This is a genomic window from Pseudomonas sp. BW7P1, assembly GCF_024981055.1.
Lineage (GTDB): Bacteria > Pseudomonadota > Gammaproteobacteria > Pseudomonadales > Pseudomonadaceae > Aquipseudomonas > Aquipseudomonas bananamidigenes.
This window is the reverse complement of record NZ_CP103374.1, coordinates 1,399,253-1,424,245: the sequence shown is the minus strand read 5'-3', so window position 1 is coordinate 1,424,245 and position 24,993 is coordinate 1,399,253. Positions and strand designations below refer to the sequence as shown.

20 protein-coding genes are annotated in these 24,993 nt (G+C 61.3%); 9 read left to right on the top strand and 11 right to left on the bottom strand.

What is annotated here, in order from left to right; translation table 11 throughout:
- Positions 1 to 148: 148 nt before the first annotated feature.
- The 4 genes from NWV16_RS06280 to NWV16_RS06265 all read left to right on the top strand — a co-directional run bounded on the left by NWV16_RS06280 (position 149) and on the right by NWV16_RS06265 (position 5,367).
- Positions 149 to 2,740, top strand: a complete 2,592-nt coding sequence (locus tag NWV16_RS06280; RefSeq protein ID WP_065261520.1) for a glycosyltransferase — start codon at positions 149 to 151, stop codon at positions 2,738 to 2,740.
- Between the two features lie 212 nt (positions 2,741 to 2,952).
- Positions 2,953 to 4,104 (top strand): succinyl-diaminopimelate desuccinylase, encoded by a 1,152-nt coding sequence (gene dapE / locus NWV16_RS06275; RefSeq protein WP_260522372.1) that lies wholly within the window; start codon positions 2,953 to 2,955, stop codon positions 4,102 to 4,104.
- Entirely contained in the window at positions 4,104 to 4,913 is an 810-nt protein-coding gene (locus NWV16_RS06270) for a putative RNA methyltransferase (RefSeq protein ID WP_260522371.1), read from the top strand. Before dapE ends, NWV16_RS06270 begins: the two co-directional genes overlap by 1 nt.
- A 76-nt stretch (positions 4,914 to 4,989) precedes the next feature.
- Complete coding sequence (locus NWV16_RS06265; protein WP_065261517.1) at positions 4,990 to 5,367, top strand: hypothetical protein; 378 nt, start codon at positions 4,990 to 4,992, stop codon at positions 5,365 to 5,367.
- A gap of 133 nt (positions 5,368 to 5,500) precedes the next feature.
- Here the strand turns inward: NWV16_RS06265 and NWV16_RS06260 are convergent, their stop codons facing one another.
- Entirely contained in the window at positions 5,501 to 5,710 is a 210-nt protein-coding gene (locus NWV16_RS06260) for a cold shock domain-containing protein (RefSeq protein WP_077044286.1), read from the bottom strand.
- A 423-nt stretch (positions 5,711 to 6,133) separates the two neighbouring features.
- Between NWV16_RS06260 and plsB the strand changes: the two genes are divergently transcribed.
- From plsB to NWV16_RS06245, 3 genes are read left to right on the top strand one after another with little or no spacing between them, the layout of a single operon-like run.
- Complete coding sequence (gene plsB, locus NWV16_RS06255; RefSeq protein WP_260522370.1) at positions 6,134 to 8,638, top strand: glycerol-3-phosphate 1-O-acyltransferase PlsB; 2,505 nt, start codon at positions 6,134 to 6,136, stop codon at positions 8,636 to 8,638.
- A 51-nt stretch (positions 8,639 to 8,689) separates the two neighbouring features.
- A complete protein-coding gene (locus NWV16_RS06250) occupies positions 8,690 to 9,088 on the top strand; it encodes a YbaY family lipoprotein (protein WP_260522369.1) in 399 nt (132 codons plus the stop codon).
- A 24-nt stretch (positions 9,089 to 9,112) separates the two neighbouring features.
- On the top strand, positions 9,113 to 9,802 hold the full coding sequence (locus NWV16_RS06245; RefSeq protein WP_260522368.1) for a DUF4197 domain-containing protein: 690 nt from the start codon (positions 9,113 to 9,115) through the stop codon (positions 9,800 to 9,802).
- Here the strand turns inward: NWV16_RS06245 and NWV16_RS06240 are convergent.
- The 3 genes from NWV16_RS06240 to NWV16_RS06230 form a co-directional block, all read right to left on the bottom strand.
- Positions 9,799 to 11,190, bottom strand: a complete 1,392-nt coding sequence (locus NWV16_RS06240) for a Fic family protein (protein ID WP_260522367.1) — start codon at positions 11,188 to 11,190, stop codon at positions 9,799 to 9,801. The genes NWV16_RS06245 and NWV16_RS06240 overlap by 4 nt on opposite strands.
- 507 nt (positions 11,191 to 11,697) lie before the next feature.
- On the bottom strand, positions 11,698 to 14,763 hold the full coding sequence (locus NWV16_RS06235; RefSeq protein ID WP_260522366.1) for an efflux RND transporter permease subunit: 3,066 nt from the start codon (positions 14,761 to 14,763) through the stop codon (positions 11,698 to 11,700).
- 6 nt (positions 14,764 to 14,769) lie between these two features.
- Positions 14,770 to 15,870: an efflux RND transporter periplasmic adaptor subunit gene (locus NWV16_RS06230; protein WP_260522365.1), complete on the bottom strand. Its 1,101-nt coding sequence runs from the start codon at positions 15,868 to 15,870 to the stop codon at positions 14,770 to 14,772.
- Positions 15,871 to 15,964: 94 nt separating this feature from the next.
- Between NWV16_RS06230 and NWV16_RS06225 the strand changes: the two genes are divergently transcribed.
- On the top strand, positions 15,965 to 16,600 hold the full coding sequence (locus NWV16_RS06225; RefSeq protein WP_260522364.1) for a TetR/AcrR family transcriptional regulator: 636 nt from the start codon (positions 15,965 to 15,967) through the stop codon (positions 16,598 to 16,600).
- Positions 16,601 to 16,705: 105 nt separating this feature from the next.
- Here the strand turns inward: NWV16_RS06225 and NWV16_RS06220 are convergent, their stop codons facing one another.
- Complete coding sequence (locus NWV16_RS06220) at positions 16,706 to 17,488, bottom strand: class I SAM-dependent methyltransferase (protein WP_409519332.1); 783 nt, start codon at positions 17,486 to 17,488, stop codon at positions 16,706 to 16,708.
- Between the two features lie 92 nt (positions 17,489 to 17,580).
- Here NWV16_RS06220 and NWV16_RS06215 point away from each other — a divergent pair, with 92 nt between their 5' ends.
- On the top strand, positions 17,581 to 18,195 hold the full coding sequence (locus NWV16_RS06215) for an energy transducer TonB (protein ID WP_260522363.1): 615 nt from the start codon (positions 17,581 to 17,583) through the stop codon (positions 18,193 to 18,195).
- A gap of 12 nt (positions 18,196 to 18,207) precedes the next feature.
- On the opposite strand, the gene NWV16_RS06210 is transcribed toward NWV16_RS06215, so the two are convergent.
- From NWV16_RS06210 to ppc, 6 genes are all read right to left on the bottom strand, one after another.
- Entirely contained in the window at positions 18,208 to 19,044 is an 837-nt protein-coding gene (locus NWV16_RS06210) for an oxaloacetate decarboxylase (RefSeq protein ID WP_260522362.1), read from the bottom strand.
- Positions 19,045 to 19,077: 33 nt separating this feature from the next.
- Positions 19,078 to 19,938 (bottom strand): DUF72 domain-containing protein, encoded by an 861-nt coding sequence (locus NWV16_RS06205; protein WP_260522361.1) that lies wholly within the window; start codon positions 19,936 to 19,938, stop codon positions 19,078 to 19,080.
- Positions 19,938 to 20,246 (bottom strand): hypothetical protein, encoded by a 309-nt coding sequence (locus NWV16_RS06200; protein WP_065259692.1) that lies wholly within the window; start codon positions 20,244 to 20,246, stop codon positions 19,938 to 19,940. The genes NWV16_RS06205 and NWV16_RS06200 overlap by 1 nt, the downstream gene beginning before the upstream one ends.
- Positions 20,247 to 20,502: 256 nt before the next feature.
- Positions 20,503 to 21,177: a tRNA (adenosine(37)-N6)-threonylcarbamoyltransferase complex dimerization subunit type 1 TsaB gene (gene tsaB, locus NWV16_RS06195; RefSeq protein WP_260522360.1), complete on the bottom strand. Its 675-nt coding sequence runs from the start codon at positions 21,175 to 21,177 to the stop codon at positions 20,503 to 20,505.
- 93 nt (positions 21,178 to 21,270) lie between these two features.
- Positions 21,271 to 21,918: an adenylate kinase gene (adk, locus tag NWV16_RS06190; RefSeq protein WP_260522359.1), complete on the bottom strand. Its 648-nt coding sequence runs from the start codon at positions 21,916 to 21,918 to the stop codon at positions 21,271 to 21,273.
- 300 nt (positions 21,919 to 22,218) lie between these two features.
- Complete coding sequence (gene ppc / locus NWV16_RS06185) at positions 22,219 to 24,849, bottom strand: phosphoenolpyruvate carboxylase (protein ID WP_260522358.1); 2,631 nt, start codon at positions 24,847 to 24,849, stop codon at positions 22,219 to 22,221.
- Positions 24,850 to 24,993 lie beyond the last annotated feature (144 nt).

The following is a 24,993-nucleotide window of genomic DNA, read 5'->3' as shown; positions in this document are numbered from 1 at the left end:
CCACAGAACTTAAGTCGGGTTGGATTGCCCAACGTCCGGCATTTCCCTGTCTGTTGTAGGACTCGGCGAACTGCCGGTGTAGGATGCGCGCCCTCAGGCGTCAACCAGCCGACCCTTCGTTCCACAGACCTTGGAACCCGACACAGCTATGTCATCGCGTAAATTTGGACTCAACCTGGTGGTGGTTCTGGCAATCGCCGCCCTGTTCACCGGTTTCTGGGCGCTGATCAACCGCCCCGTCTCCGCGCCGAACTGGCCGGAGCAGATCTCCGGTTTCTCCTATTCACCGTTCCAGCAGGGACAATTTCCGCAGAAGGATCAGTATCCGACTGACGACGAAATGCGCCGCGACCTGGAGATCATGAGCAAGTTGACGGACAACATCCGTATCTACTCGGTCGACGGCTCCCTGCAAGACATCCCGAAACTGGCTGAAGAGTTCGGCCTGCGCGTGACCCTGGGGATCTGGATCAGCCCCGACCAGGAACGCAACGAACGGGAAATCACCCGCGCCATCGAACTCGCCAACACTTCGCGCAGCGTGGTTCGCGTGGTGGTCGGCAACGAGGCGATCTTCCGCAAGGAAATCACCGCCAAAGAACTCAGCGTCCTGCTCGACCGCGTACGTGCCGCCGTGAAAGTGCCGGTGACCACGTCCGAGCAGTGGCACGTCTGGGAAGAACACCCGGAACTGGCCAAGCACGTCGACCTGATCGCCGCCCACATCCTGCCCTACTGGGAATTCATTCCGGTGGACAAGGCCGGGCAGTTCGTCTTCGACCGCGCCCGCGACCTGAAAAAGATGTTCCCGAAAAAGCCGCTGCTGCTGTCCGAGGTGGGCTGGCCGAGCAACGGCCGCATGCGTGGTGGCGCCGATGCGTCGCCGGCGGATCAGGCGATCTACCTGCGCACGCTGGTCAACAAACTCAACCGCCAGGGCTTCAACTACTTCGTGATCGAAGCATTCGACCAGCCATGGAAGGCCAGTGACGAAGGCTCGGTCGGCGCCTACTGGGGCGTGTTCAACGCCGCACGCCAGCAGAAATTCAACTTCGAGGGCCCGGTGGTAGCGATCCCGCAATGGCGGGTGCTGGCAATCGGTTCGGTGGTGCTGGCGCTGTTGTCGCTGACCCTGCTGATGATCGACGGCTCGGCCCTGCGCCAGCGCGGTCGTACCTTCCTGACCTTTATTGCATTCCTGTGTGGGTCGGTTCTGGTGTGGATCGGTTACGACTACAGCCAGCAATACAGCACGTGGTTCAGCCTGACAGTGGGCTTCCTGCTGGCGCTCGGTGCGCTCGGGGTGTTCATTGTGCTGCTGACCGAGGCCCATGAACTGGCCGAGGCGGTGTGGATCCACAAGCGTCGCCGTGAATTCCTGCCGGTGGTCGGCGATTCGGACTACCGCCCGAAAGTGTCGATCCATGTGCCGTGCTACAACGAGCCGCCGGAGATGGTCAAACAGACCCTCAACGCCCTGGCCAATCTCGACTATCCGGACTTCGAAGTCCTGATCATCGACAACAACACCAAGGATCCGGCGGTGTGGGAGCCGGTGCGCGACTATTGCGAAACCCTCGGTCCACGCTTCAAGTTCTTCCACGTTTCGCCCCTGGCCGGTTTCAAGGGCGGCGCGCTGAACTACCTGATCCCGCACACCGCCAAGGACGCCGAAGTGATCGCGGTGATCGACTCCGACTACTGCGTGCACCCGAACTGGCTCAAGCACATGGTGCCGCACTTCGCCGACCCGAAAATCGCCGTGGTGCAGTCGCCGCAGGACTATCGCGACCAGAACGAAAGCACCTTCAAGAAGCTCTGCTACGCCGAATACAAAGGCTTCTTCCACATCGGCATGGTGACCCGAAACGATCGCGACGCGATCATCCAGCACGGCACCATGACCATGACCCGTCGTTCGGTTCTGGAAGAACTGGGCTGGGCCGACTGGTGTATCTGTGAAGACGCCGAACTGGGCCTGCGGGTATTCGAAAAAGGCCTGTCGGCGGCGTATTACCATGACAGTTACGGCAAAGGTCTGATGCCGGACACCTTCATCGACTTCAAGAAGCAGCGTTTCCGCTGGGCCTACGGTGCGATCCAGATCATCAAGCGTCACACCCGCAGCCTGCTGCGCGGCAAGGACACCGAACTGACTCGCGGCCAGCGTTATCACTTCCTTGCAGGCTGGCTGCCGTGGGTGGCGGATGGCATGAACATCTTCTTCACCGTCGGCGCATTGCTGTGGTCGGCGGCGATGATCATCGTACCGCAGCGGGTCGATCCGCCCTTGCTGATCTTCGCGATCCCGCCGCTGGCGCTGTTCATCTTCAAGGTCGGCAAGATCATCTTCCTTTACCGTCGCGCCGTGGGCGTGAACCTGAAAGATGCGTTCTGCGCGGCACTGGCCGGCCTGGCGTTGTCGCACACCATCGCCAAAGCGGTGCTGTACGGCTTTTTCACCAGCAGCATTCCGTTCTTCCGCACCCCGAAGAACGCCGATAACCACGGCTTCTGGGTGGCGATTTCCGAAGCCCGGGAAGAGCTGTTCATCATGCTGCTGTTGTGGGGCGCGGCGCTGGGGATTTTCCTGGTGCAGGGCATTCCGAGCAACGACATGCGTTTCTGGGTGGCCATGCTGCTGGTGCAGTCGCTGCCATACGTGGCAGCGCTGATCATGGCGTTCCTGTCGTCGCTGCCGAAACCGGCGGCAGCGCCTGAACCGGCACCTGTCGTCTAATTCCTCGACGAAGCACTAAACGGCGGCCAATGGTCGCCGTTTTGCTTTAAGATAACCGCCATTTTGCGGGGCCAAGGCCCCGATGGCCTGCCACTAGACCTGTGGGAGCGAGCTTGCTCGCGATGAGTCCGTCACATTCAACCCTTATGTTGAACAGGACATCGTCATCGCGAGCAAGCTCGCTCCCACATTTACAGCATCCGGAGTTTTCCATGACGGCCCACGCCGACCTCTCGCCGACCCTTCAACTGGCCATCGACCTGATCCGCCGTCCGTCCGTGACGCCGGTCGACGCCGATTGCCAGACGCAGATGATGCAGCGCCTGGGCGATGCCGGTTTCCAGCTGGAACCGATGCGCATCGAAGATGTGGATAACTTCTGGGCGACTCACGGCAAAAACGACGGCCCGGTGCTGTGCTTCGCCGGTCACACCGACGTGGTGCCGACCGGGCCGGTGACTGCGTGGCAGATCGACCCGTTCGACGCGGTGATCGACGAGCACGGCATGCTCTGTGGCCGTGGCGCGGCGGACATGAAAGGCAGCCTGGCCTCGATGACCGTGGCCGCCGAACGCTTCGTCGCCGACTACCCGGATCACAAGGGCAAGGTCGCATTCCTGATCACCAGCGACGAAGAAGGTCCGGCGCATCACGGTACCAAGGCCGTGGTCGAGCGTCTGGCGGCCCGTAACGAGCGTCTGGACTGGTGCATCGTCGGCGAGCCATCGAGCACGACGCTGGTGGGCGACGTGGTGAAGAACGGTCGTCGTGGCTCCCTCGGCGCCAAACTGACCGTGCGCGGTGTACAGGGCCATGTGGCCTATCCGCACCTGGCGAAGAACCCGATCCACCTCGCCGCACCGGCCCTGGCCGAGCTGGCTGCCGAGCATTGGGATCACGGCAACGATTTCTTCCCGCCGACCAGTTTCCAGATTTCCAATGTCAATTCCGGTACCGGCGCGACCAACGTGATCCCGGGCGATCTGGTGGCGTTGTTCAACTTCCGTTTCTCCACCGAGTCGACGGTCGAAGGCCTGCAGAAGCGCGTCGCCGACATTCTCGACAAGCACAACCTGGACTGGCACATCGACTGGGCGTTGTCCGGTCTGCCATTCCTCACCGAACCGGGCGCGCTGCTCGATGCGGTGTCGTCGAGCATCAAACAGATCACCGGCCGCGAGACCAAGGCGTCCACCAGTGGTGGCACGTCCGATGGCCGCTTCATCGCAACCATGGGCACCCAAGTGGTTGAACTGGGCCCGGTCAACGCGACCATTCACCAGGTCAACGAGCGTGTGCTGGCTTCCGATCTCGACTTGCTGACCGAGATCTACTACCAGACCCTGATCAAGTTGCTCGCCTGATGCTCGCGTGCCCGATCTGCAGTGAACCGCTGAACGCGGTGGACAACGGCGTGGTCTGCCCCGCCGGCCACCGCTTCGACCGCGCACGTCAGGGTTACCTGAACCTGCTGCCGGTGCAGCACAAGAACAGCCGCGATCCCGGCGACAACCAGGCCATGGTCGAGGCCCGTCGCGACTTCCTGAACGCCGGGCACTATGCGCCGGTGGCCTGGCGCCTGGCGGAACTGGCGGCGGGTTATGCGCCGGCCCGATGGGTCGATATCGGTTGTGGCGAGGGCTACTACACCGCGCAGATCGCCGAAGCCTTGCCGGACGCTGACGGCTACGCGCTGGACATCTCGAAGGAAGCGGTCAAACGCGCCTGCAAACGCAATCCGGCGCTGACCTGGTTGATCGCCAGCATGGCCCGGGTGCCTTTGGCTTCCGGCAGCTGCCAATTCCTGGCCAGCGTCTTCAGTCCGCTGGACTGGGAGGAGGCCAAACGTCTGCTCAGCGTCGGCGGCGGCCTGATGAAAGTCGGCCCGACCAGCGGCCATCTGATGGAACTGCGCGAACGCCTGTACGACGAAGTGCGCGAGTACACCGACGACAAGCACCTGGCCCTGGTGCCGGAGGGCATGGCACTGGTCCATAGTGAAACACTGGAATTCAAACTGACGCTGGACAAGCCCGAGGATCGCGCCAACCTGCTGGCGATGACGCCTCACGGCTGGCGCGCCAGTGCCGAACGCCGTGCGGCGGTGATAGAACAGCCTGAGCCGTTCGTGACCACCGTGTCGATGCGCTACGATTATTTCGTTCTTCAATAACTTTTGGACTCGGGCAAGCAGCCCGGGGCCGGCTAAATCCGCGAATGGATTTTTCAGACCCGCAGTGAGGATATCCATGCGCCAACCGGACATCGAGATTTACCTGAAAGACGCCGACGTCGACCACAAGGCCATTTCCGCCTGGCTGGGCGCAGCCCTTGGCCCATGCAGCGACTGGGTACAGAAAGGCCAGACCTGGAAGTGCAAGGCCGGCAACATCCCGGTGACCTGGCTGCCGAAAGCCGTGGGCAAGTGGAACAGCCTGTACCTGGAAAGCGATGAAACCCCGTGGGACGACGACATCGCCTGCGCCCGGGCCGCTTTCGCCGCGCTGAACGTCGAGGTGCGCTGCGCGCCTGGCAGCTGGGTCGAGGAAGAAGGTGAGGAATCGGCCGATCGCTGGATCCGGATCAGCGCCGATGGTGAAGAAGAAATCACCTGGAAAACTGCGTAACAGACAATGCACAAAACCTGTGGGAGCGAGCTTGCTCGCGATGGGGCCCTTTCAGTCAACAATGATGCTGAATGTCAGCCTGCTATCGCGAGCAAGCTCGCTCCCACAGAGTTTTCGGTGTTGAAGATTTGCGTTACAGACCTACAACGTCTTCAGCCTGCAACCCCTTCTGCCCTTCCACCACCGCGTATTCGACCTGCTGACCTTCGGTCAGCGAACGGTGGCCTTCGCCGCGGATCGCGCGGTAGTGCACGAACACGTCCACCCCGTCTTCGCGCTGGATGAAGCCGTAGCCCTTGGCATCGTTGAACCACTTCACGCTGCCGGTTTCACGTGTTGCCATCTGTTCATACTCCTTTTTTATTATTGAACAGGCTTTTCGCAGGAAAGCCTTTGCGGAACGTCAGCCTGCGTCCGACGTCCATAAAAGGGCCCCGGCGACAGACCGCCGAGTATATGACAGGCGACGAAACTCTCAACAGGAGATTACTTCGCCGCTTTTTTGCCGATTTTCGATGAATACGGCAAACTAAGGGGGCGTTCTTCATGAGTTTTCGCGCCGCGTTGTCGCCTTAAAGCGGACCCGAAGGGCCGCACCTGCTGTTGTGCAGGGCTGCGTTGCTCGAAGCTTATTTGGAATGACCAAACCACGCTTCTCGCGCCTTGCCCTGCACAACAGCAGGCGCGGCGCGGCACGAAAACTCATGAAGAACGCCCCCTGACCTCCCGAGCAAACGCTCGGTTTATCCACTCACGCAGAAGCCGTATGACCCGTTCCCCGTTCCGCCGTCTTGTTTTTGGCACCTTGCGCCGACTGTTGTATCTCTGGGTTCGCTCCGAGACGATCAATCAGTCGTCGTTCACCCTCAACCTCGACCGCAGTCGTCCGGTGTTCTATGTCCTGCAAAACCCTTCGCTGACCGACCTGGCCGTGGTCGACACCGAGTGCACCAAGGCCGGCCTGCCACGCCCGGTGCTGCCGGTGTCCGTGGGTTCATTGATCGAACCGGCGGCGTTCTTTTATCTGACGCCGGACCCGGACTGGCTCGGCCGTCAGGACAAACGCGGCGCACCGCCGACGTTGACCCGGCTGGTCAGCGCCCTCAGCCAGAATGCCGCCGAAGACGCGCAGATCATTCCGGTCAGCGTGTTCTGGGGCCAGTCGCCGGACAGCGAAAACAGCCCCTGGAAGCTGCTGTTCGCCGACAGCTGGGCGGTCACCGGGCGTCTGCGCCGGCTGTTGAGCATCATCGTGCTGGGACGCAAGACCCGGGTGCAGTTCTCCGCTCCGATCCACCTGCGCGAACTGATCGAACACAACAAGGGCCACGAGCGCACCGTGCGCATGGCCCAGCGGATCCTGCGGGTGCACTTCCGCAACCTGAAAGCGGCGGTGATCGGCCCGGACATTTCCCACCGGCGCAATCTGGTCAAGGGCCTGCTCAACCAGCCATTGGTCAGGCAGGCCATTCTCGACGAAGCCGAGCGCGAGAACATCTCCCTGGAAAAAGCCAAAGCCCAGGCCCTGCGCTACGGTAACGAGATCGCTTCGGATTACACCTACACCGCGATCCGTTTTCTGGAAGTGGTACTGAGTTGGTTCTGGAACAAGATCTACGACGGGATCAAGGTCAACCACATCGAAGGCGTGCAGAAGGTCGCCCCGGGTCACGAAGTGATCTACGTGCCGTGCCACCGCAGCCATATCGACTACCTGTTGCTCTCCTACCTGTTGTTCCGCAACGGTCTGACCCCGCCGCACATTGCCGCCGGGATCAACCTCAACATGCCGGTAATAGGCGGTCTGTTGCGTCGTGGCGGCGCGTTCTTCATGCGCCGCACATTCAAGGGCAACCCGCTGTACACCTCGGTGTTCAACGAATACCTGCACACCCTGTTCACCAAAGGCTTTCCGGTCGAGTACTTCGTCGAGGGCGGGCGCTCGCGCACCGGGCGCATGCTCCAGCCGAAAACCGGGATGCTGGCGATCACGATGCGCAGCTTCCTGCGTTCCTCGCGGATGCCGATCGTGTTCGTGCCGGTGTACATCGGTTATGAGCGCGTACTTGAAGGCCGGACTTACCTCGGCGAACTGCGTGGCGCGAGCAAGAAGAAAGAATCGATCTTCGACATCTTCAAAGTCATCGGCGCCCTCAAGCAGCGCTTTGGCCAGGTGGCGGTGAACTTCGGCGAGCCGATCAAACTGGCGCAATTCCTCGACAGCGAACAACCGGGCTGGCGCCAGCAGGAACTGGGCCCGCAGTACAAGCCTGCGTGGCTCAACGAAACCACCAACCGTCTCGGCGAGAAAGTCGCGCAGCATCTGAACGAAGCAGCGGCGATCAACCCGGTCAATCTGGTGGCGCTGGCGCTGCTGTCGACCACTCGCCTAGCACTGGACGACCGCGCCATGGCGCGAGTGCTGGATCTGTACCTGGCGCTGTTGCGCAAAGTCCCGTACTCGCCGCACACCACCCTGCCGGAAGGCGATGGCCGGGCGCTGATCGAACACGTGAAGGACATGGATCTGCTGTCCGAGCAGAACGATGCGCTGGGCAAGATTCTCTATCTGGATGAGCAGAACGCCGTCCTGATGACCTACTACCGCAACAACGTGCTGCACATCTTCGCCCTGCCGGCGTTGCTGGCGAGTTTCTTCCAGAGCACTTCGCGCATGAGCCGCGAACAGATCCTGCGCTACACCCGCGCGCTGTATCCGTACCTGCAGGCGGAGTTGTTCATCCGCTGGAGCCTGGAAGAACTGGATGCGGTGATCGATCAGTGGCTGGAGGCCTTTGTCGAACAAGGCCTGCTGCGCTTCGAGAAAGACGTTTACCTGCGCCCCGCTCCAAGTTCACGGCATTTCGTGCTGCTGACCCTGCTGTCGAAGAGCATCGCCCAGACCCTGCAGCGCTTCTACATGACGGTATCGTTGCTGCTCAACGCCGGTCAGAACGCTCTCAGCGCCGAAGAGCTGGAAGATCTGTGCACGGTCATGGCCCAGCGCCTGTCGATCCTGCATGGCCTGAACGCGCCCGAGTTCTTCGACAAGAGCCTGTTCCGTCACTTCATCCAGACCATGCTCGACCTCGATGTGTTGCGTCGCGACGAAGCAGGCAAGTTGAGCTATCACGAACTGCTCGGCGAACTGGCCGAAGGTGCAGCCAAGCGGGTACTGCCGGCGGAAATTCGTCTGTCGATCCGTCAGGTGGCCTTGCATCGCAGCGAAGATGCGGCCGATCAGCCCGCCGACTCCACGCAAAACGACTAGATTCCTGAAGGCGTCAGGCTTCTTCTGGCGCCGTCGATACGGAGAATTCCGATGAAAAAAATTTCCCTGCTGGCCGCGGCCACATTGCTCAGCGCCTGCCAGTCCACCACACCGGGCGGCAAAGCGAGTCTCGACGGCGAAGTGTTCTACCTGCAACGCATCGCTCTGCCGTCAAGCGCGACCTTGAGCGTGAGCCTGCAGGACGTTTCGCTGGCCGATGCACCTGCCGTCGTGCTCGATGAACAGAAAGGCCCGGTCAAAGGCCAGGTTCCTCTGCCGTTCCACTTGAGCTACGATCCGGCCCAGGTCAAACCTGGCCATCGCTACTCCGTCAGTGCCCGCATCGAAGTCAATGGCGAGCTGATGTTCATCACCACCGAAAACCATGCCGTGCAGCTGGATGGCAAGGATCCGCAGCCACTGAAGATCCGCGTCGACGCTGCCCGCTAACGCTTATCGAACAAGGAAGCCTGCATGCTCCGCCCTACCCTTCGCTTCGCCGGCCTGTGCGCAGGCCTGATGATCTCCGCCAACGTGCTGGCACTGTCCCTCGGTGACCTGTCGCAAGGCGACGCCACCGGCGGCCTCAAGGACGCCCTGACCCAGGGCGCGCAACTGGCCGTCAAACAACTCGGCACCCCCGGCGGCTTCAGCAACAACCCGGAGGTGAAAATCGAGCTGCCGGGCAAACTCGGCAAGGTTGCCGGCAAGATGAAAGCATTTGGCATGGGCGCCCAGGTCGATGAGCTGGAAACCGCCATGAACAAGGCCGCGGAAACCGCCGTGACCCAGGCTCAGCCGATCCTGGTCGATGCGGTGAAGAAAATGAGCGTGGCCGACGCCAAAGGCATCCTCAGCGGCGGCAACGATTCCGCCACCCAATACCTGGACAAAACCAGTCGCGAACAGATCCGCGCGAAGTTCCTGCCGATCGTCAAACAGGCGACCGACAAAGTAGGCGTGGCGCAGAAGTACAACTCGTTCGCCGGCCAGGCTGCAACGCTGGGTGTGGTCGACGCGAAGAGCGCCAACATCGAAAGCTACGTGACCGAACAAGCGCTGAACGGCCTGTTCGAGATGATCGGCAAACAGGAAGAAACCATCCGCAAGAACCCGGCCGCTGCGGCGACGAGTCTGGCGAAGAAGGTGTTTGGTACGCTCTAGGCCGACGCTGCACGGGAGCGAGACAACTCGCTCCCGTCCTTCAACACACCGGCTGGACTGCGTAAGAAGAACACCCACTCGCTGCCCATTTTCCTTTTCTCGAAGACCTGCAACTCGACCAGTCCATTCAGGGCTGACATCGCGGTGCTGCAAGAACAGCCCAGGTGTTCCCTTACGTTGCTCGCCGTAAACTCCTTCGCCACTCCGCTCTTGGCCACCTGATACAGCGCCCGCTGCCTTGGCGTCAGCCGCTCGAAAAAACCCGACGCCATCAGCCAGCGCTCAAAGTCGTGCGTGTACGCCAGACTTTTGCGGTAAACATCCGTGAAACGAGTGACTGCACGCTGAATCACCGAACACTGGAACTCGATGAAATACGTCAGATCCAGCTCATCGGCCTCGCTATGCAGATACGACCGCCCGTACTTCACCGGCGCATTGCGCAACAAAGGACTGATCGCAATGTAGCGAAATGCCGAAAACTCGTGCTTGAACATGAACCAGTAGAACAACGCCCTCGCAACCCGTCCGTTGCCATCGCGAAACGGATGTTCGTAGCCCAGAGAAAAATGCAGCGTGATCGCCTTGATCAACGGGTGCAGGCAGTCCCTTTCCTGAGGTGAACCGAGTGGCTGATTGATCCAGCGTACGAGCCTCTGCAGACGCATCACCAGCCCGACAGCCGGCGGCGGTGCATGCACCGTGTTGCCCTCGCCATCCTGTACCACCACTTCATCGTTCGTCCTGAAAAAACCGGGACTGTATTGCGCGTCATCGATCCCCTCGACACCCACCCGATGCATTGCCGCGATCAAGTCGACGCTCAAGGGCTGGTAACGGTTTTCCCAGGCGAAATTCATCATCCTGTAATTGCCCATGACCATGCGCTCATCCGGCGTGCGCGGCTGCCGTTGATACTTGAGCATGTCCTTGGCCACTCGCGTGGTCGTTGCCGCACCTTCCAACTGGCTGCTGGCGATCACTTCGTCTTCGATCAGATCATTGAGCAAATAACTGAAATGCGACCGTTCGCCGATCTGCCCGGTCATGCATTCCAGCGAAGCGGAAGTCGTCTGCAGATCGACGGTCGAAAGGGTTTTCCGTGCCGACGGTGTCAACAAATACTTGCCCCACTGCAGCGGTTCACCCAACGGCAGGAGATTGATGTACTGCGCAGCCCTCGCCCTCTTCACCAGTGCCCAACACAAACGAGCGTCCAGCCCCGGCGCCCAGCGATAGCGTAAATCCTCGAAAGGCAAATAACGCCCCCGATCATCGAGAGGCTTGAGCAGCGCCAGATAATCCTCCAGATGCTGCTTGTGCGGCGCCCGCGCCAACAAGTCGAACACCGGGTCGGACCGTCCTTTCAACACTGGCGGCTTCTTCATGAAAAACCTCTCGACCACTCACAAAAACGGAGGACCGAGTACAACACCCCGGACCGGACGGCCTCAATATCAGAGAGTTCTGAAAAGCTTGTAGGAGACACCGCAGGATGCGGCGCAGCCGCCCCACTCAACACGATGAGCGTTAGCTCGAGCAAAGCTTTTGACGTGCCGGCCCCATCGGCAGGCTGAGTGGAGGGATTTATCCGGGGGCAGGCGCGCAGCGCCGTTTGGCGAAGCCAAACACATCGAGAGGAGGTGCAGCGAAGCAAACCGTAGGCGATGCCCCCGGATGAATCCCGTAACGAAGGAACACCGAGCCAAAGCGAGGTGCCGAACGCCGGGGCCAAGCGTTTTTGGTTACTTTTTGCTGGGCCGGCATTCCGGCGTTTGAAAAAAGTGACTCGCCGTCAGGGCGAAACCGCCAGCCGCAACACCGAACAAACGGATATTCACAAAGAACACCCAAAGCATGGTCGGCCCGAAGGCCGCCACGCTCACCCAACCCAATCAAGCCTCCTTGCGAACCCGGAACCAGGCCGCATACAACGCCGGCAAAAACAACAGCGTCAGAGCAGTCGCCACAATCAACCCGCCCATGATCGCCACCGCCATCGGCCCGAAAAACACACTGCGCGACAATGGAATCATCGCCAGCACCGCCGCCAGCGCGGTCAGCACAATCGGCCGGAACCGCCGTACCGTCGCCTCGATAATCGCCTGCCAAGGCTTCAAGCCCGCCGCAATATCCTGCTCGATCTGATCCACCAGAATCACCGAGTTGCGCATGATCATCCCCGACAGCGCAATCGTCCCCAGCATCGCCACGAACCCGAACGGCTGGCGGAATACCAACAGAAACAGCGTCACCCCGATCAACCCCAGCGGCGCCGTCAGGAACACCATCGCCGTACGTGAGAAGCTGCGCAGTTGCACCATCAGCAACGTCAGCACCACGACGATGAACATCGGCACACCGGCATTCACCGATTTCTGGCCGCGCTCGGAGTCTTCCACGGTGCCGCCGACGTCCAGCAGATAACCATCAGGCAATTGCGCACGGATCGGATCGAGGGTCGGCTGAATCTGCTTCACCAGCGTCGCCGGTTGCTCCTTGCCATAGATATCGGCCCGCACGGTCACGGTCGGCAAGCGATTGCGGTGCCAGATGATGCCTTCCTCGAAACCGTATTCCAGGGTAGCGATCTGCGACAGCGCGACGCTGCGACCATTGTCGGTCGGCACTGCCAGACTCGGCAGCAGCGACAGCTCGGTACGCTCGTGCACGGTGCCGCGCAGGAGGATTTCGATCAGCTCGTTGTCTTCGCGGTACTGGCTGACACTGGAACCGGTCAGCGAACTCTGAAGGAATTTCGCCAGATTCGCCGTACTCACCCCAAGCGCCCGGGCGCGGTCCTGATCGATGTTCAGGTACACGACCTTGCTCGGCTCTTCCCAGTCCAGATGCACGTTCACCACGTGCGGATTCTCACGCACCTTGGCTGCGACTTTCCGGGCCAGCGCACGGACTTCCTCGATGTGCTCGCCAGTCACGCGAAACTGCACCGGATAGCCGACCGGTGGGCCGTTCTCCAGCCGCGTGACCCGCGAGCGCAGTGCCGGGAACTGTTCGTTCAAGGTATCGATCAGCCACGTGCGCAGTGCTTCACGCTCTTCGATGGTTTTCGCCAGCACGACGAACTGGGCGAAGCTCGCCGCCGGCAGTTGTTGATCCAGCGGCAGGTAGAAACGTGGTGAACCGGTGCCGACGTAGGCCACGTAATTGTCGATGCCGGCGCGGTCCTTGAGCATTGCTTCCAGACGTTTGACCTCGGCAGTGGTGTTGGCCAGCGAAGCGCCTTCCGCCAGTTTGAGATCGACCATCAGTTCCAGGCGGTTGGAGGCCGGGAAAAACTGCTGGGGGACAAACTTGAACAGCATCACCGAAGCGACGAACAGCCCCACCGTCAGCACGATCACCGTCTTGCGCCGACGCACGCACCATTCCACCAGCCGTCGAACCCTTTGATAGAACGGCGTGCCATAGGGGTCCGGTTGACCGTCGCCACCGTGTTTGGCCGCATGAATTTTCGCCAGATCCGGCAGCAGCTTTTCCCCGAGGTACGGCACGAACATCACCGCCGCCACCCACGAAGCCAGCAACGCGATGGTGACGACCTGGAAAATCGAGCGGGTGTATTCACCGGTGCCGGACTGGGCAGTGGCAATCGGCAGGAAGCCTGCGGCAGTGATCAGCGTACCGGTCAGCATCGGGAACGCGGTGCTGGTCCAGGCATAACTGGCGGCCTTGATCCGGTCGAAACCCTGCTCCATTTTGATCGCCATCATTTCCACGGCGATGATCGCGTCGTCCACCAGCAAGCCCAACGCCAGCACCAGCGCCCCGAGAGAGATCTTGTGCAGACCGATCCCGAGGTAATACATGCAGGCGAAAGTCATCGCCAGCACCAGCGGAATGGTCAGCGCCACCACCATGCCGGTGCGCACACCGAGGGAGAAGAAGCTCACCAGCAGCACAATGGCCAGCGCTTCGACCAGCACCTGGACGAACTCACCGACACCGTTTTTTACCGCCGCCGGCTGATCGGAAACCTTGCGCAGTTGCATCCCGGCCGGCAGGTTTTTCTGGAGGCGAGAGAATTCGCTTTCCAGCGCCTTGCCCAGCACCAGAATGTCGCCACCGTCCTTCATCGCCACTGCCAGGCCAATCGCATCTTCGCCCATGAAACGCATGCGTGGCGCTGGCGGATCGTTGAAGCCGCGTCGCACATCGGCGACATCGGAGATGCGGAACGTGCGATCGCCGACCCGGATCGGGAAGTTCCTGATTTCGTCGACCGTCTGGAAATTCCCCGAGACCCGCAGTTGCAGGCGTTCGCTGCCGGTTTCGAAGAAGCCGGCAGTGGACACCGCATTCTGTTCTTCCAACGCCTGCTGAACCGCTGCCAGCGGCAGGCCAAGGGTGGCGAGTTTGACGTTGGACAGTTCGACCCAGATCTTCTCGTCCTGCAGCCCCAACAAATCGACCTTGCCCACGTCCTTGACCCGTTGCAGCTGGATCTGGATGCGATCGGCGTAATCCTTGAGCACGGCGTAGTCGAAACCGTCGCCGGTCAGCGCATAGATATTGCCGAAAGTGGTGCCGAACTCATCGTTGAAGAAGGGGCCCTGAATCCCCGGCGGCAGGGTCTGGCGGATATCGCCGACCTTCTTGCGCACCTGATACCAGAGGTCCGGGATTTCCGCCGAATGCATCGAGTCGCGGGCGATGAAGGTGACCTGGGATTCGCCGGGGCGGGAAAACGAAACGATGCGTTCATACTCGCCGGTTTCCATCAGCTTCTTTTCGATGCGCTCGGTGACCTGACGCGAGACTTCCTGCGCCGTGGCGCCGGGCCAGCGGGTCTGGATGACCATGGCCTTGAAGGTGAACGGCGGGTCTTCGCTCTGACCGAGCTTGGTGTAGGACAATGCGCCGACGATGGCCAGCAGAAGCATCAGGAACAGTACGATCTGGCGATTACGCAACGCCCATTCGGAAAGGTTGAAGCGCATCGGGACTTACTCCTTGTCCGCCAGTTTGACCACACGGTTGGAGCGATCCACGGGACGCACCTGCTGCCCTTCCAGCAGAACATGGACGCCGGCAGCCACGACCCAGTCGCTGGCGTTGAGGCCTTCGAGAACCGGCACGGTTTTCTCGCCGAACGGACCGACGCGCACGGGGGTCTTTTTCAAGGTGTTGTTGGCGCTGACGACCCAGACGTAGGTCGCACCGTTTTCTGCGGTCAGGGCCGAGAGCGGCACCGACAGCGGGATGACGTCTGCGGTCTGCACGAACACCCGGGCGCTCTGGCCGAGTTCGACCGGCACGTTGCCGGTGGTGAAGGCGATGCGAGCGGCGAAGGTACGGGATTTCGGATCGGCCGCCGGCGACAGTTCACGGATCTTGCCGGCGAAGCGCTGGTTCGGTTGAGTCCAGAGTTCCACAGAAACAGGCTGACCGACCTTGAACCGTCCGAAGCTTTGTTCCGGCAGACTGATCGACACTTCGCGTTCACCATCGGTCGCCAGGGTAAATACGGTTTGCCCCGCCGCCACGACTTGCCCGACCTCCACCGTACGCCTGGCCACTACTCCGTCCTGGGACGCGCGCAAAACGGCATAGCCGGCCTGATTGGTCGAGACGTTGAATTCGGCTTTGATCTGTTTGAGGCGCGCTTCACCGGAACGGTAGAGATTTTCGGCATTGTCGTAGGCCGAGCGGCTGACCATCTGCCGCTCCATCAGGGTCTTGTAGCGATCACGCTCGGCGCGCACCAGATTGAGGTTGGCTTCGGCGGCAGTGACCTGGGCGCGAGTGGCTTCCAGTTGCAGGCGCACGTCCTGCGGATCGAGCTCGGCCAATGGCTGATCGGCCTTCACCCGCTGACCTTCCTCGACCAGTCGTCGGCTGACTTTACCGCCGATCCTGAACGCCAGATCCGGTTCATACCGGGCGCGAACCTCGCCCGGATAGCTTTCCATTGCCTGCACCGAAGGCTCTGGCTGGACCACCATGGCGGGTCGGACGCTGACTTGCGCGACCTCCTCCTGGCCACATGCCGACAAAAAAACAGCCAGACCGACTGGCAACGCGACAGACAACGCATGGCGGAACATGGTGAAGGACCTTTCGCTAAGGTGGCTTGGAATAATTATACTGGCCGGTATGTTATTAATAGCAAACTCACCAGTCCAGTATTAAAAGCGAAGAATGCCGAACACTCTTTCAGCACCAAACGGCCCCGGCCGCCCGAAGGATCCGGCCAAGCGCCAGGCCATTCTCGAAGCGGCGAAAATCCTGTTTCTGCGTCACGGCTACGCCAACACCAGCATGGACGCGGTGGCTGCCGAGGCTGGCGTGTCGAAGCTGACGGTCTACAGCCATTTCAACGACAAGGAAACGCTGTTTTCCGCCGCCGTCGTGGCCCGATGCGAGGAGCAATTGCCACCGCTGTTCTTCGAATTGCCGGACGGCATCGCGGTGGAAAATGTGTTGCTGAACATTGCCAGAGGCTTCCATCACCTGATCAACAGCGATGAGTCAGTGAACCTGCATCGCCTGATCATGGCCCTGGGCAGTCAGGATCCGAAGCTGTCACTGATTTTCTTCGAGGCCGGCCCCCAGCGCATGGTGCAGGGCATGGAAAGGCTGCTGCGACGGATCGATGAAACCGGCGTGCTGAGCATCGACAACCCGCACAACGCCGCCGAGCACTTCTTCTGCCTGATCAAGGGTGCGGGGAATTTCCGCCTGCTCTATGGCTGCGGTGAACCACTGACCGGCGAGGCAGCAGAAAGCCATGTGCAGGAAGTGGTCGGGCTGTTCATGCGGGCCTACAGGCCCTAGAAATCCGCAGATTGGGCTGGCCCATTCGCGAGCAGGCTCGCTCCCACATTTGAAATGCATTGCAATGTGGGAGCGAGCCTGCTCGCGAAGGGCGGTGACTCGGTCTCAGGGTTTGAGCGCTTTCTTCGGGTAGATGTCATAACGACTGGATTTGCCATCCAGCGCATGACTCGGCTTGGGCCCCTCGATGCACGGTGCCTTGCGCGGACGCTTGACCACCACGCGGTGCGAGGCCAGCGCCAGCGCCGCTTCCAGCAAGGCCGGCGCATCCGGATCATCGCCCACCAGCGGGCGGAACAGGCGCATTTCCTTCTTCACCAGGGCGGTTTTCTCACGGTGCGGGAACATCGGGTCGAGATAGATCACCTGCGGTGGTTCACCTTCCCAGTTGCGCATCACGTCGATGGAGTTGCCCTTGAGCAGCTTCATCCGCGCCACGATGGGCGCCACGTCGAAATCTTCCGCCGCCCGGGCCAGGCCATCCTCCAGCAACGCGCCGATCAGCGGCTGACGTTCGATCAGGCTCATTTCGCACCCCAGGCTCGCCAGTACGAACGCATCCTTGCCCAGGCCGGCCGTGGCATCCAGCACCCGTGGACGCACGCCCTGGGCGATGCCTACGGCCTTGGCGATCATCTGTCCGTTGCCGCCACCGTACAACCGGCGATGGGCCGCCCCACCTTCGACGAAGTCCACCCGTACCGGGCCCGGCGCATCCGGCCCCAGCTGTTGCAACTGCAGGCCCTGCTCGCCGACCTGCAAGGCAAACTCGCCATCGGCCAGCTGCAACGGCAGATTCAGGCGCTCGGCCCACTGCCCGGCCTGTGCCTCGAACGTCGGGCCGAGTGCTTCGACATGGATGCGGCAGGCCGCGGGTTGCTCAATCATGAAAACACGCTCAAAAAAGTTAAGGATCGGCAAAAACCGCCGATAACCCAATCAACGCGCATTTTGCCAGAGCTGAGCGTCGACCGAAAAAAATGTCAGGCATTCTTCCCACATCGATTGGCTACATTTCGCCCACAGGCGATTTCAGCCGTCATAACACTCAAGCATTGGGCGGCGTCAGTCACCTGTGGCAGGATTTCTTTGCCCAGGCACTGGCCGAACAATCGAGTGATGGGGTGCCGGCCTGCGGTACTTTTCCGCCGGTCGATCTGGAAAGCCCTGAAGAACCGACCATCGGCAGCGAACTCCACGCCCACATCATCGACCAGCGCGAATGCAACGTAGTGGACACCCCGGTTCGCCCGCCTGAGCCGCTGTTCCTGCCGATCGCCGAAATCGACATGGAACTGGCCCAGCCGTACCCTCCGTTCCCGCCGGAGGACATCAAGACTCAGCAGAAGCAGCAGGACTTCGACAGCAGCTGGGTACGCCCGATCGTGATCAACAACGGCCAGCCGCTGCCTGAGCCTGGCCCTGCCCCGCAGAAGAAGCCGCTGTATCTGCCGATTGCCGAGTTCGACCTGGACCTTCTGCAGCCATACCCGCCATTCCCGCCGGAAGACATCATCGAACAGCAAAAAGCCCTGGACTTCGATAACGGCTGGGTACGCCCGATCGTTCAGCAGAACCTGCGCATCGCTGCCTGATCCCGCCTTGCTTCAACCCTTGAAGAATTGATTGGCCCTGGCGTACGGCATCGATCGCGTGGTGAAATCGAACGTGCCCGACTGCTGGATTTCCTCGGCAGCCCGGAAAAATTCGCCAAACGCCGCCAGTGCCAGCGCCGAGCCGGTGCTGATGCGCTTCACGCCCATGTCCTGCAACTGTTGCACAGTCAATTTCAGGCCACCGGACATCAGCACGTTGACCGGTTTCGGCGCCACTGCGCGCACCACGGCCAACACTTCTTCAGCCGTTCTCAACCCCGGTGCGTAGAGCACGTCGGCACCGGCCTCGGCGAACGCCTGCAAACGGCGAATGGTGTCGTTGATATCGGGATGACCGTGCAGGTAGTTTTCCGCGCGGGCCGTCAGGATGAAGGGAAACGGCAGCGTGCGCACCGCCGCAACCGCGGCTTCGATCCGCGCCACGGCGTGTTCGAAACAGTAGATCGGCGCATCCGGACGTCCCGTGGCATCTTCGATGGAACCGCCCACCGCACCCGCCTCGGCTGCGCGCAGCAAGCTTTGCGCGGACTCGGTCGGGTCGTCGGCAAAACCGTTTTCCAGATCCACCGCCACCGGCAAGTCCGTGGCGGCGGCAATCGCCCGAACGTTGTCCAGAGTCTGTTCGAGCCCCAACGCACCATCAGGTTTTCCTTGAGAAAACGCATGACCGGCACTGGTGGTCGCCAGCGCCTGGTAACCCAGGCTGGCAAGCATCTTCGCCGAACCTGCATCCCACGGATTGGGGATCACGAAAATCCCGGGACGCGCATGCAGCGCTTTGAAGGCTTCGGCTTTGCGGGTTTGTTCTTTTAGGGCTTGGACGTCCATGGACAGGCTCCCGGGCAGGAAAAAAAATCCGCCTCAGAGCAGGTCAAGTTGCTCGGCGGCGGGTTCTCTGTATAGCTCAGGCAGCGATGGCAGGCCAGGCAAACGTTGCATCAGTTGCGCATGGAACCGTTGCGCCAGCTTCGCCGCCAGAATGTTATCGGCGGTGTGCAGGAAGATGTACGGCGTGCGGCCCTCTTCGATCCACTCGGCGATCTTCGCCACCCATGGCACCAGAAACGGATCATTGGCTTCAAGTTCGGGATGGCCGATGAAGCGCACCTGCGGGAATTGGGTGAACGCTGCCGGACGCGTCGGCACGCGGGGCTTTTTCGATTGCGCGTGAATCACCGAAGACTCGGTGGACAGACAACTGAACAACGCACGCGGATCGAGGCAGATGCGCTCGACGCCGCGATCCAGCAACAGGCGATTGAGCAGGCGTTCACTTTCGCCTTTGGCGAAGAACTGTTCATGGCGCACTTCCACCGCCAGCGGTCGATCAAACGCATCGATAAAGGCTGCCAGCTCTGGCAATCGCTGCGGAGTAAAGCTTTTCGACAGTTGCAGCCACAGCGGCGACACGCGCTCGCCGAGAGGAGCCAGTAGCTGGATGAAGCTTTGCGCGGCGGTCAGTTGATCGCGCAGATCACCGCCGTGGCTGATGTCGCCGGGGAATTTGGCGGTGAAACGAAAGTGCTCGGGCATGACTTCGGCCCAACGCTGCACGGTGGCTGGCGACGGACTGGCGTAGAAAGTCGTGTTGCCTTCCACGGCGTTGAACACTTGCGAATACAGGCCGAGGAAATCGGTGGTCCTGGCATCTGCCGGATACAGATACTCGCGCCAGGCGTTTTCACTCCAGGACGGGCATCCGAGGTAGTAAGGCAGATCCATCAGATGTAGAGATCAAGGCCCAGCACGTCCGCTTCCCAATCGACAAAACCGGCGGTGCTCAGGTAGCTGGCCAGGGCCATGGCCACGCTCTTTTTCATCGCACGGTGATAAATCATGTCCTGTTGACGGGCGGGCAGGTTGCTCAGGCGTTGCGCGGCAGATTTGGCAGCACGGGCGGCCAGTTGTGCCTCGGAGGGGAATTCCAGTTCACCTTCGATATCGTCGACGGACTCATCCAGCGCCGGATTGCCTTTGCGAGGCTTGCGCTTGATGGGATAGGAATGAGTGGAAACGCCGTCTATACGCATAAAGTCATGCTCGGTATCGATGATGGCAATTTAGCGGCACCTGACCGACTTAGCAAATCGCCGAGTGATAACTAGAACACATAAAAGACAAAAGGTTTAAAGCGCGGGGTTGGAAACGGACGATTGGCAGCGTTCAGCCATAACGCCACACCTTGTGGGAGCGAGCTTGCTCGCGAAGAGGCCGGCACATTCAACATCAATTTATGCTGACACGACACCTTCACGAGCAGGCTCGCTCCCACAGGGTCGGGGTGAATCAGCGGGCCTTCGGCGTGGCGACCTTATCGCGCAGGTAAACCGGTTGAGCGTCGTCCGCCGCAATCGACTCGCCACGCTTCCAGGCGAACCGGGCCAGGGTCAGCAGGTCTTCGGCATGGGGCAGCATGCTTGCATCGGTACCGCTCGCCGTAACAGCCAGCCGCTCGCCATAGCCCCAACCGGTGCCCGCACCGAACCAGCCGCCGGCAGCATCATCCGGCAGTGCGACAGTTTCCGGCGGCAACACCGCCTCGGTACCGACCAGACGCATCTCTCCCGCCGTCTCGCGGTAGCAGCCCCAATACACTTCATCCATACGTGCATCGATGGCCGCTGCAACCTGTTTCACACCGTGCTCGCGATAAGCACGTTGCGCCAGCACCGCCAGGTTCGATACCGGCAACACCGGACGATCCAGGGCGAACGCCAGGCCTTGCACCACGCCGATGGCGATGCGCACACCGGTGAACGCGCCCGGGCCACGACCGAAGGCGATCGCGTCCACTGCCTGCAAGGTGGTGCCGGCGTCCGCCAGCAGTTGCTGGATCATCGGCAGCAGTTTCTGCGCGTGCAGGCGCGGAATCACCTCGTAATGGCTCGTGACCTTGCCGTCATGCAGCAAGGCAACGGAGCAGGCTTCAGTCGCGGTGTCCAGGGCCAGCAAGGTGCTCATCGATGTGTCCGTAAATCAGGTGGGGAAAAGTGCGCCAGTATAAACAACTACGGCCCGCAAGCGGGCCGTGGATGATGCAGCGGATCAGGTTTTTCAGCTCAGCGCTTCAAGCACCTTGGCGGTGATCGCTTCAACCGAACCGACACCCGGGATGTGGCTGTACTTCGGCTTGCCGTTGGCGGCCGACAGCTTCTGGTAGAAATCCACCAGCGGCTTGGTCTGCGAGTGGTAGACCGACAGGCGATGACGCACGGTTTCTTCGGTGTCGTCCTTGCGCTGCACCAGCTCTTCACCGGTGATGTCGTCTTTACCGGCAATTTTCGGCGGGTTGTAGGCGATGTGGTACACGCGGCCGCTGGCCTCGTGAACACGACGGCCAGCGATGCGCTGAACGATTTCTTCGTCATCAACGGCGATTTCAACCACGGCATCCAGGTTGACACCGGCAGTCACCAGCGCTTCAGCCTGAGGAATGGTGCGCGGGAAACCGTCGAACAGGAAACCGTTGGCGCAATCAGCCTGAGCGATGCGGTCTTTTACCAGTGCGATGATCAGGTCATCCGACACCAGGCCACCGGCATCCATGATGCTCTTGGCCTTGATGCCCAGTTCGGTGCCGGCCTTGACCGCAGCACGCAGCATGTCGCCGGTGGAGATTTGCGGAATGCCGAATTTCTCGGTGATGAACTTAGCCTGAGTACCTTTACCGGCCCCGGGAGCTCCCAGCAGAATGACGCGCATTAGATGTGCTCCTCAATTTTTTTATAAAAAGCTTTTGCAAAACAACGGATTCGCCTCATGGGGCGAAATCCTGGAAATAGGGTCGTGACCGCTCAAACGGCCAGAGGCTGACCAAGATACACAGCAGGCTGCCCCCACACAAGACGCCAAAAGTCGGAGAAACCGGCGTCTGCCGCGACCTTGCGACGCGGTTCCCCAAGTCGCAACCCCGTCATTAACTGTCGCTTGCCCGCCTGTTTCCCACGCTCGATAAACGGCACCCGACGCGAACCCCGGGTACCTCGTCCCCCGCAGAAAACCTTAGCCGGTATTTCGCAAACCGGCGGCAATCCCCGCCACAGACACCAGCAACGCCTGTTCTACCGGGCTGTCCTGCTCAACGTTCGGCTGTCGCGAACGGGCCAGCAATTCAGCCTGCAATAGATGCAACGGGTCGAGATAGGTGTTGCGCAGGCGGATGAACTCCAGGGTGTCCGGGCTATGTGCCAGCAGTTGCGACTGACCGGTCAGGCCGAGGACCACGGCACATGCCTGCGACAATAGGTCGCGTAAGTGCACACCCAAAGGTAACAAGTCCGACTCGACCAGTCGCTCATCGTAGGACAAGGCAATGTCGGCATCGGCCTTGGCCAGCACCATTTCCAGCATGTCGATGCGGGTGCGGAAGAACGGCCACTGCTCGCGCATCTGTCCCAGCAGTTCGCCTTCACCGCGCTCCAGTGCCTTGCTCAGTGCGGTTTCCCAACCGAGCCAGGCCGGCAGCATCAGGCGTGTCTGGGTCCAGCCGAAGATCCACGGAATCGCCCGCAGACTTTCGATACCACCGGCGCGGCGCTTGGCCGGACGACTGCCCAGTGGCAGACGCCCCAGTTCCTGCTCCGGCGTCGACTGGCGGAAATACTCGACGAACTGAGGATTTTCCCGCACCACGGCGCGGTAGGCGGCGACACCGTCGGCGGCCAGTTCATCCATCAGATGCCGCCATTGCGGCGTCGGTGGCGGCGGTGGCAGCAGGGTAGCTTCGAGCACGGCCGCCAGATAGAGATTGAGGTTTTGCTCGGCGATGTCCGGCAGGCCGAATTTGAATCGGATCATTTCTCCCTGTTCGGTGGTGCGAAACCGTCCGGCTACCGAGCCCGGCGGCTGCGACAGGATTGCCGCGTGAGCCGGGCCACCGCCACGGCCCACGGTGCCACCGCGACCGTGGAACAGCAGCAGTTCGACCTGCTGCTCGCGACAGATCTCCACCAGCCGCTCCTGCGCCCGATATTGCGCCCACGCTGCAGCGGTGGTGCCGGCGTCCTTGGCCGAGTCGGAATAACCGATCATGACTTCCTGCGGGCCTTGCAGGCGTGCGCGGTAGCCCGGCAGCAGCAACAGGCGCTCGATCACCGGACCGGCGTTGTCGAGGTCGGCGAGGGTTTCGAACAACGGCACCACGCGCATCGGCCGCAGCACACCGGACTCTTTGAGCAGCAATTGCACCGCCAGCACATCAGAGGCGGCGCCGGCCATGGAGATCACGTAGGAGCCCAGCGACGCACCCGGTGCGGCGGCGATTTCCTTGCAGGTGGCGAGCACTTCGGCGGTGTCGGCCGAAGGCTTGAAATACGCCGGCAGCAGCGGTCGGCGGTTTTGCAGCTCGCGGCTCAGGAAGCTGATGCGCTGCTCTTCGTCCCAATCCTCATAACGCCCGAGGCCGAGGTAATCGGTGATTTCGGTCATCGCCGCACTGTGGCGCGACGCGTCCTGACGCACATCCAGACGCACCAGGAACAGGCCGAACGTGACGGCCCGACGCAGGCAGTCGAGCAGCGGGCCGTCGGCGATCACGCCCATGCCGCACTCGTGCAGCGAGTGGTAGCACAGCTCCAGGGGATCGAGCAGGTCGCGATTGTTGTGCAGCACATCAGCCGGTGCCGGCGTGGTGGCGGTCAGCGAGGCATGGGCCCAATTGCGCGTGGCGCGCAGGCGTTCACGCAATTGCTTGAGCACCGCTCGATAGGGTTCGGCGCTGTCACCGGCCCTGGCCTTGAGCGCATCGCTGGCCTGCTGCATCGACAGTTCGGCTGCCAGGTGATCGACATCCCGCAAATACAGATCCGCCGCCATCCAGCGCGCCAGCAATAGCACTTCGCGGGTCACGGCTGCGGTAACGTTCGGGTTGCCGTCGCGGTCTCCGCCCATCCACGAAGCGAAGCGGATCGGCGCGGCTTCCAGCGGCAAACGCAGGCCTGTGGCGGCGAACAACGCCTGATCGGCCTTGCGCATATGGTTGGGAATCGCCTGCCACAGCGAATGTTCGATCACCGCAAACCCCCACTTGGCCTCGTCCACCGGAGTCGGGCGGGTGCGGCGGATCTCCTCGGTGTGCCAGGCTTCGGCAATCAGGCGTTGCAGGGTGCTGTGGATCTGCGCGCGCTCGGCGCTGGTCAGGTCGCGGTGATCCTGCGCCGCCAGTTGCGCGGCAATCGCGTCGTACTTCTGGATCAGCGTGCGCCGGGCCACTTCGGTCGGGTGCGCGGTCAGCACCAGCTCGATTTCCAGCCGTGACAATTGTCGGGCGAGTGAGTCGGCGCTGTGCCCTTCTTCACGCAGGCGGGCGAGCAGCTCCGGCAGTACACGGGATTCGAACGGCGCGGCCTGCGACTCTTCGCGGCGATGGATGAGCTGGTACTGCTCGGCGATGTTCGCCAGGTTGAGAAACTGGTTGAACGCCCGCGCCACCGGCAGCAGTTCGTCCTCGCTCAATTGATTGAGGCTGGCGCTGAGTTCGGCGTCCATCGAGCCACGGCGGTCGGCCTTGGCGCCCTTGCGAATCTGCTCGATCTTGTCGAGAAACGCCTCGCCGTACTGGTCACGGATGGTATTGCCCAACAGCTCACCGAGCAGGTGAACGTCTTCGCGCAAGCGTGCATCAATATCGGTCATCGGCATCTCTCCAGCAGTAATCGGTAACGGATCGCAAGTGAGTGGATGAGCAGAGAGTGCCGCTCCGGGACGCTTCTTACAAGCAGACGACGAAGGGACTTTAAACCTTGTTCCTTGAAGCTAGTCTCAACAGTAAGCCCCACA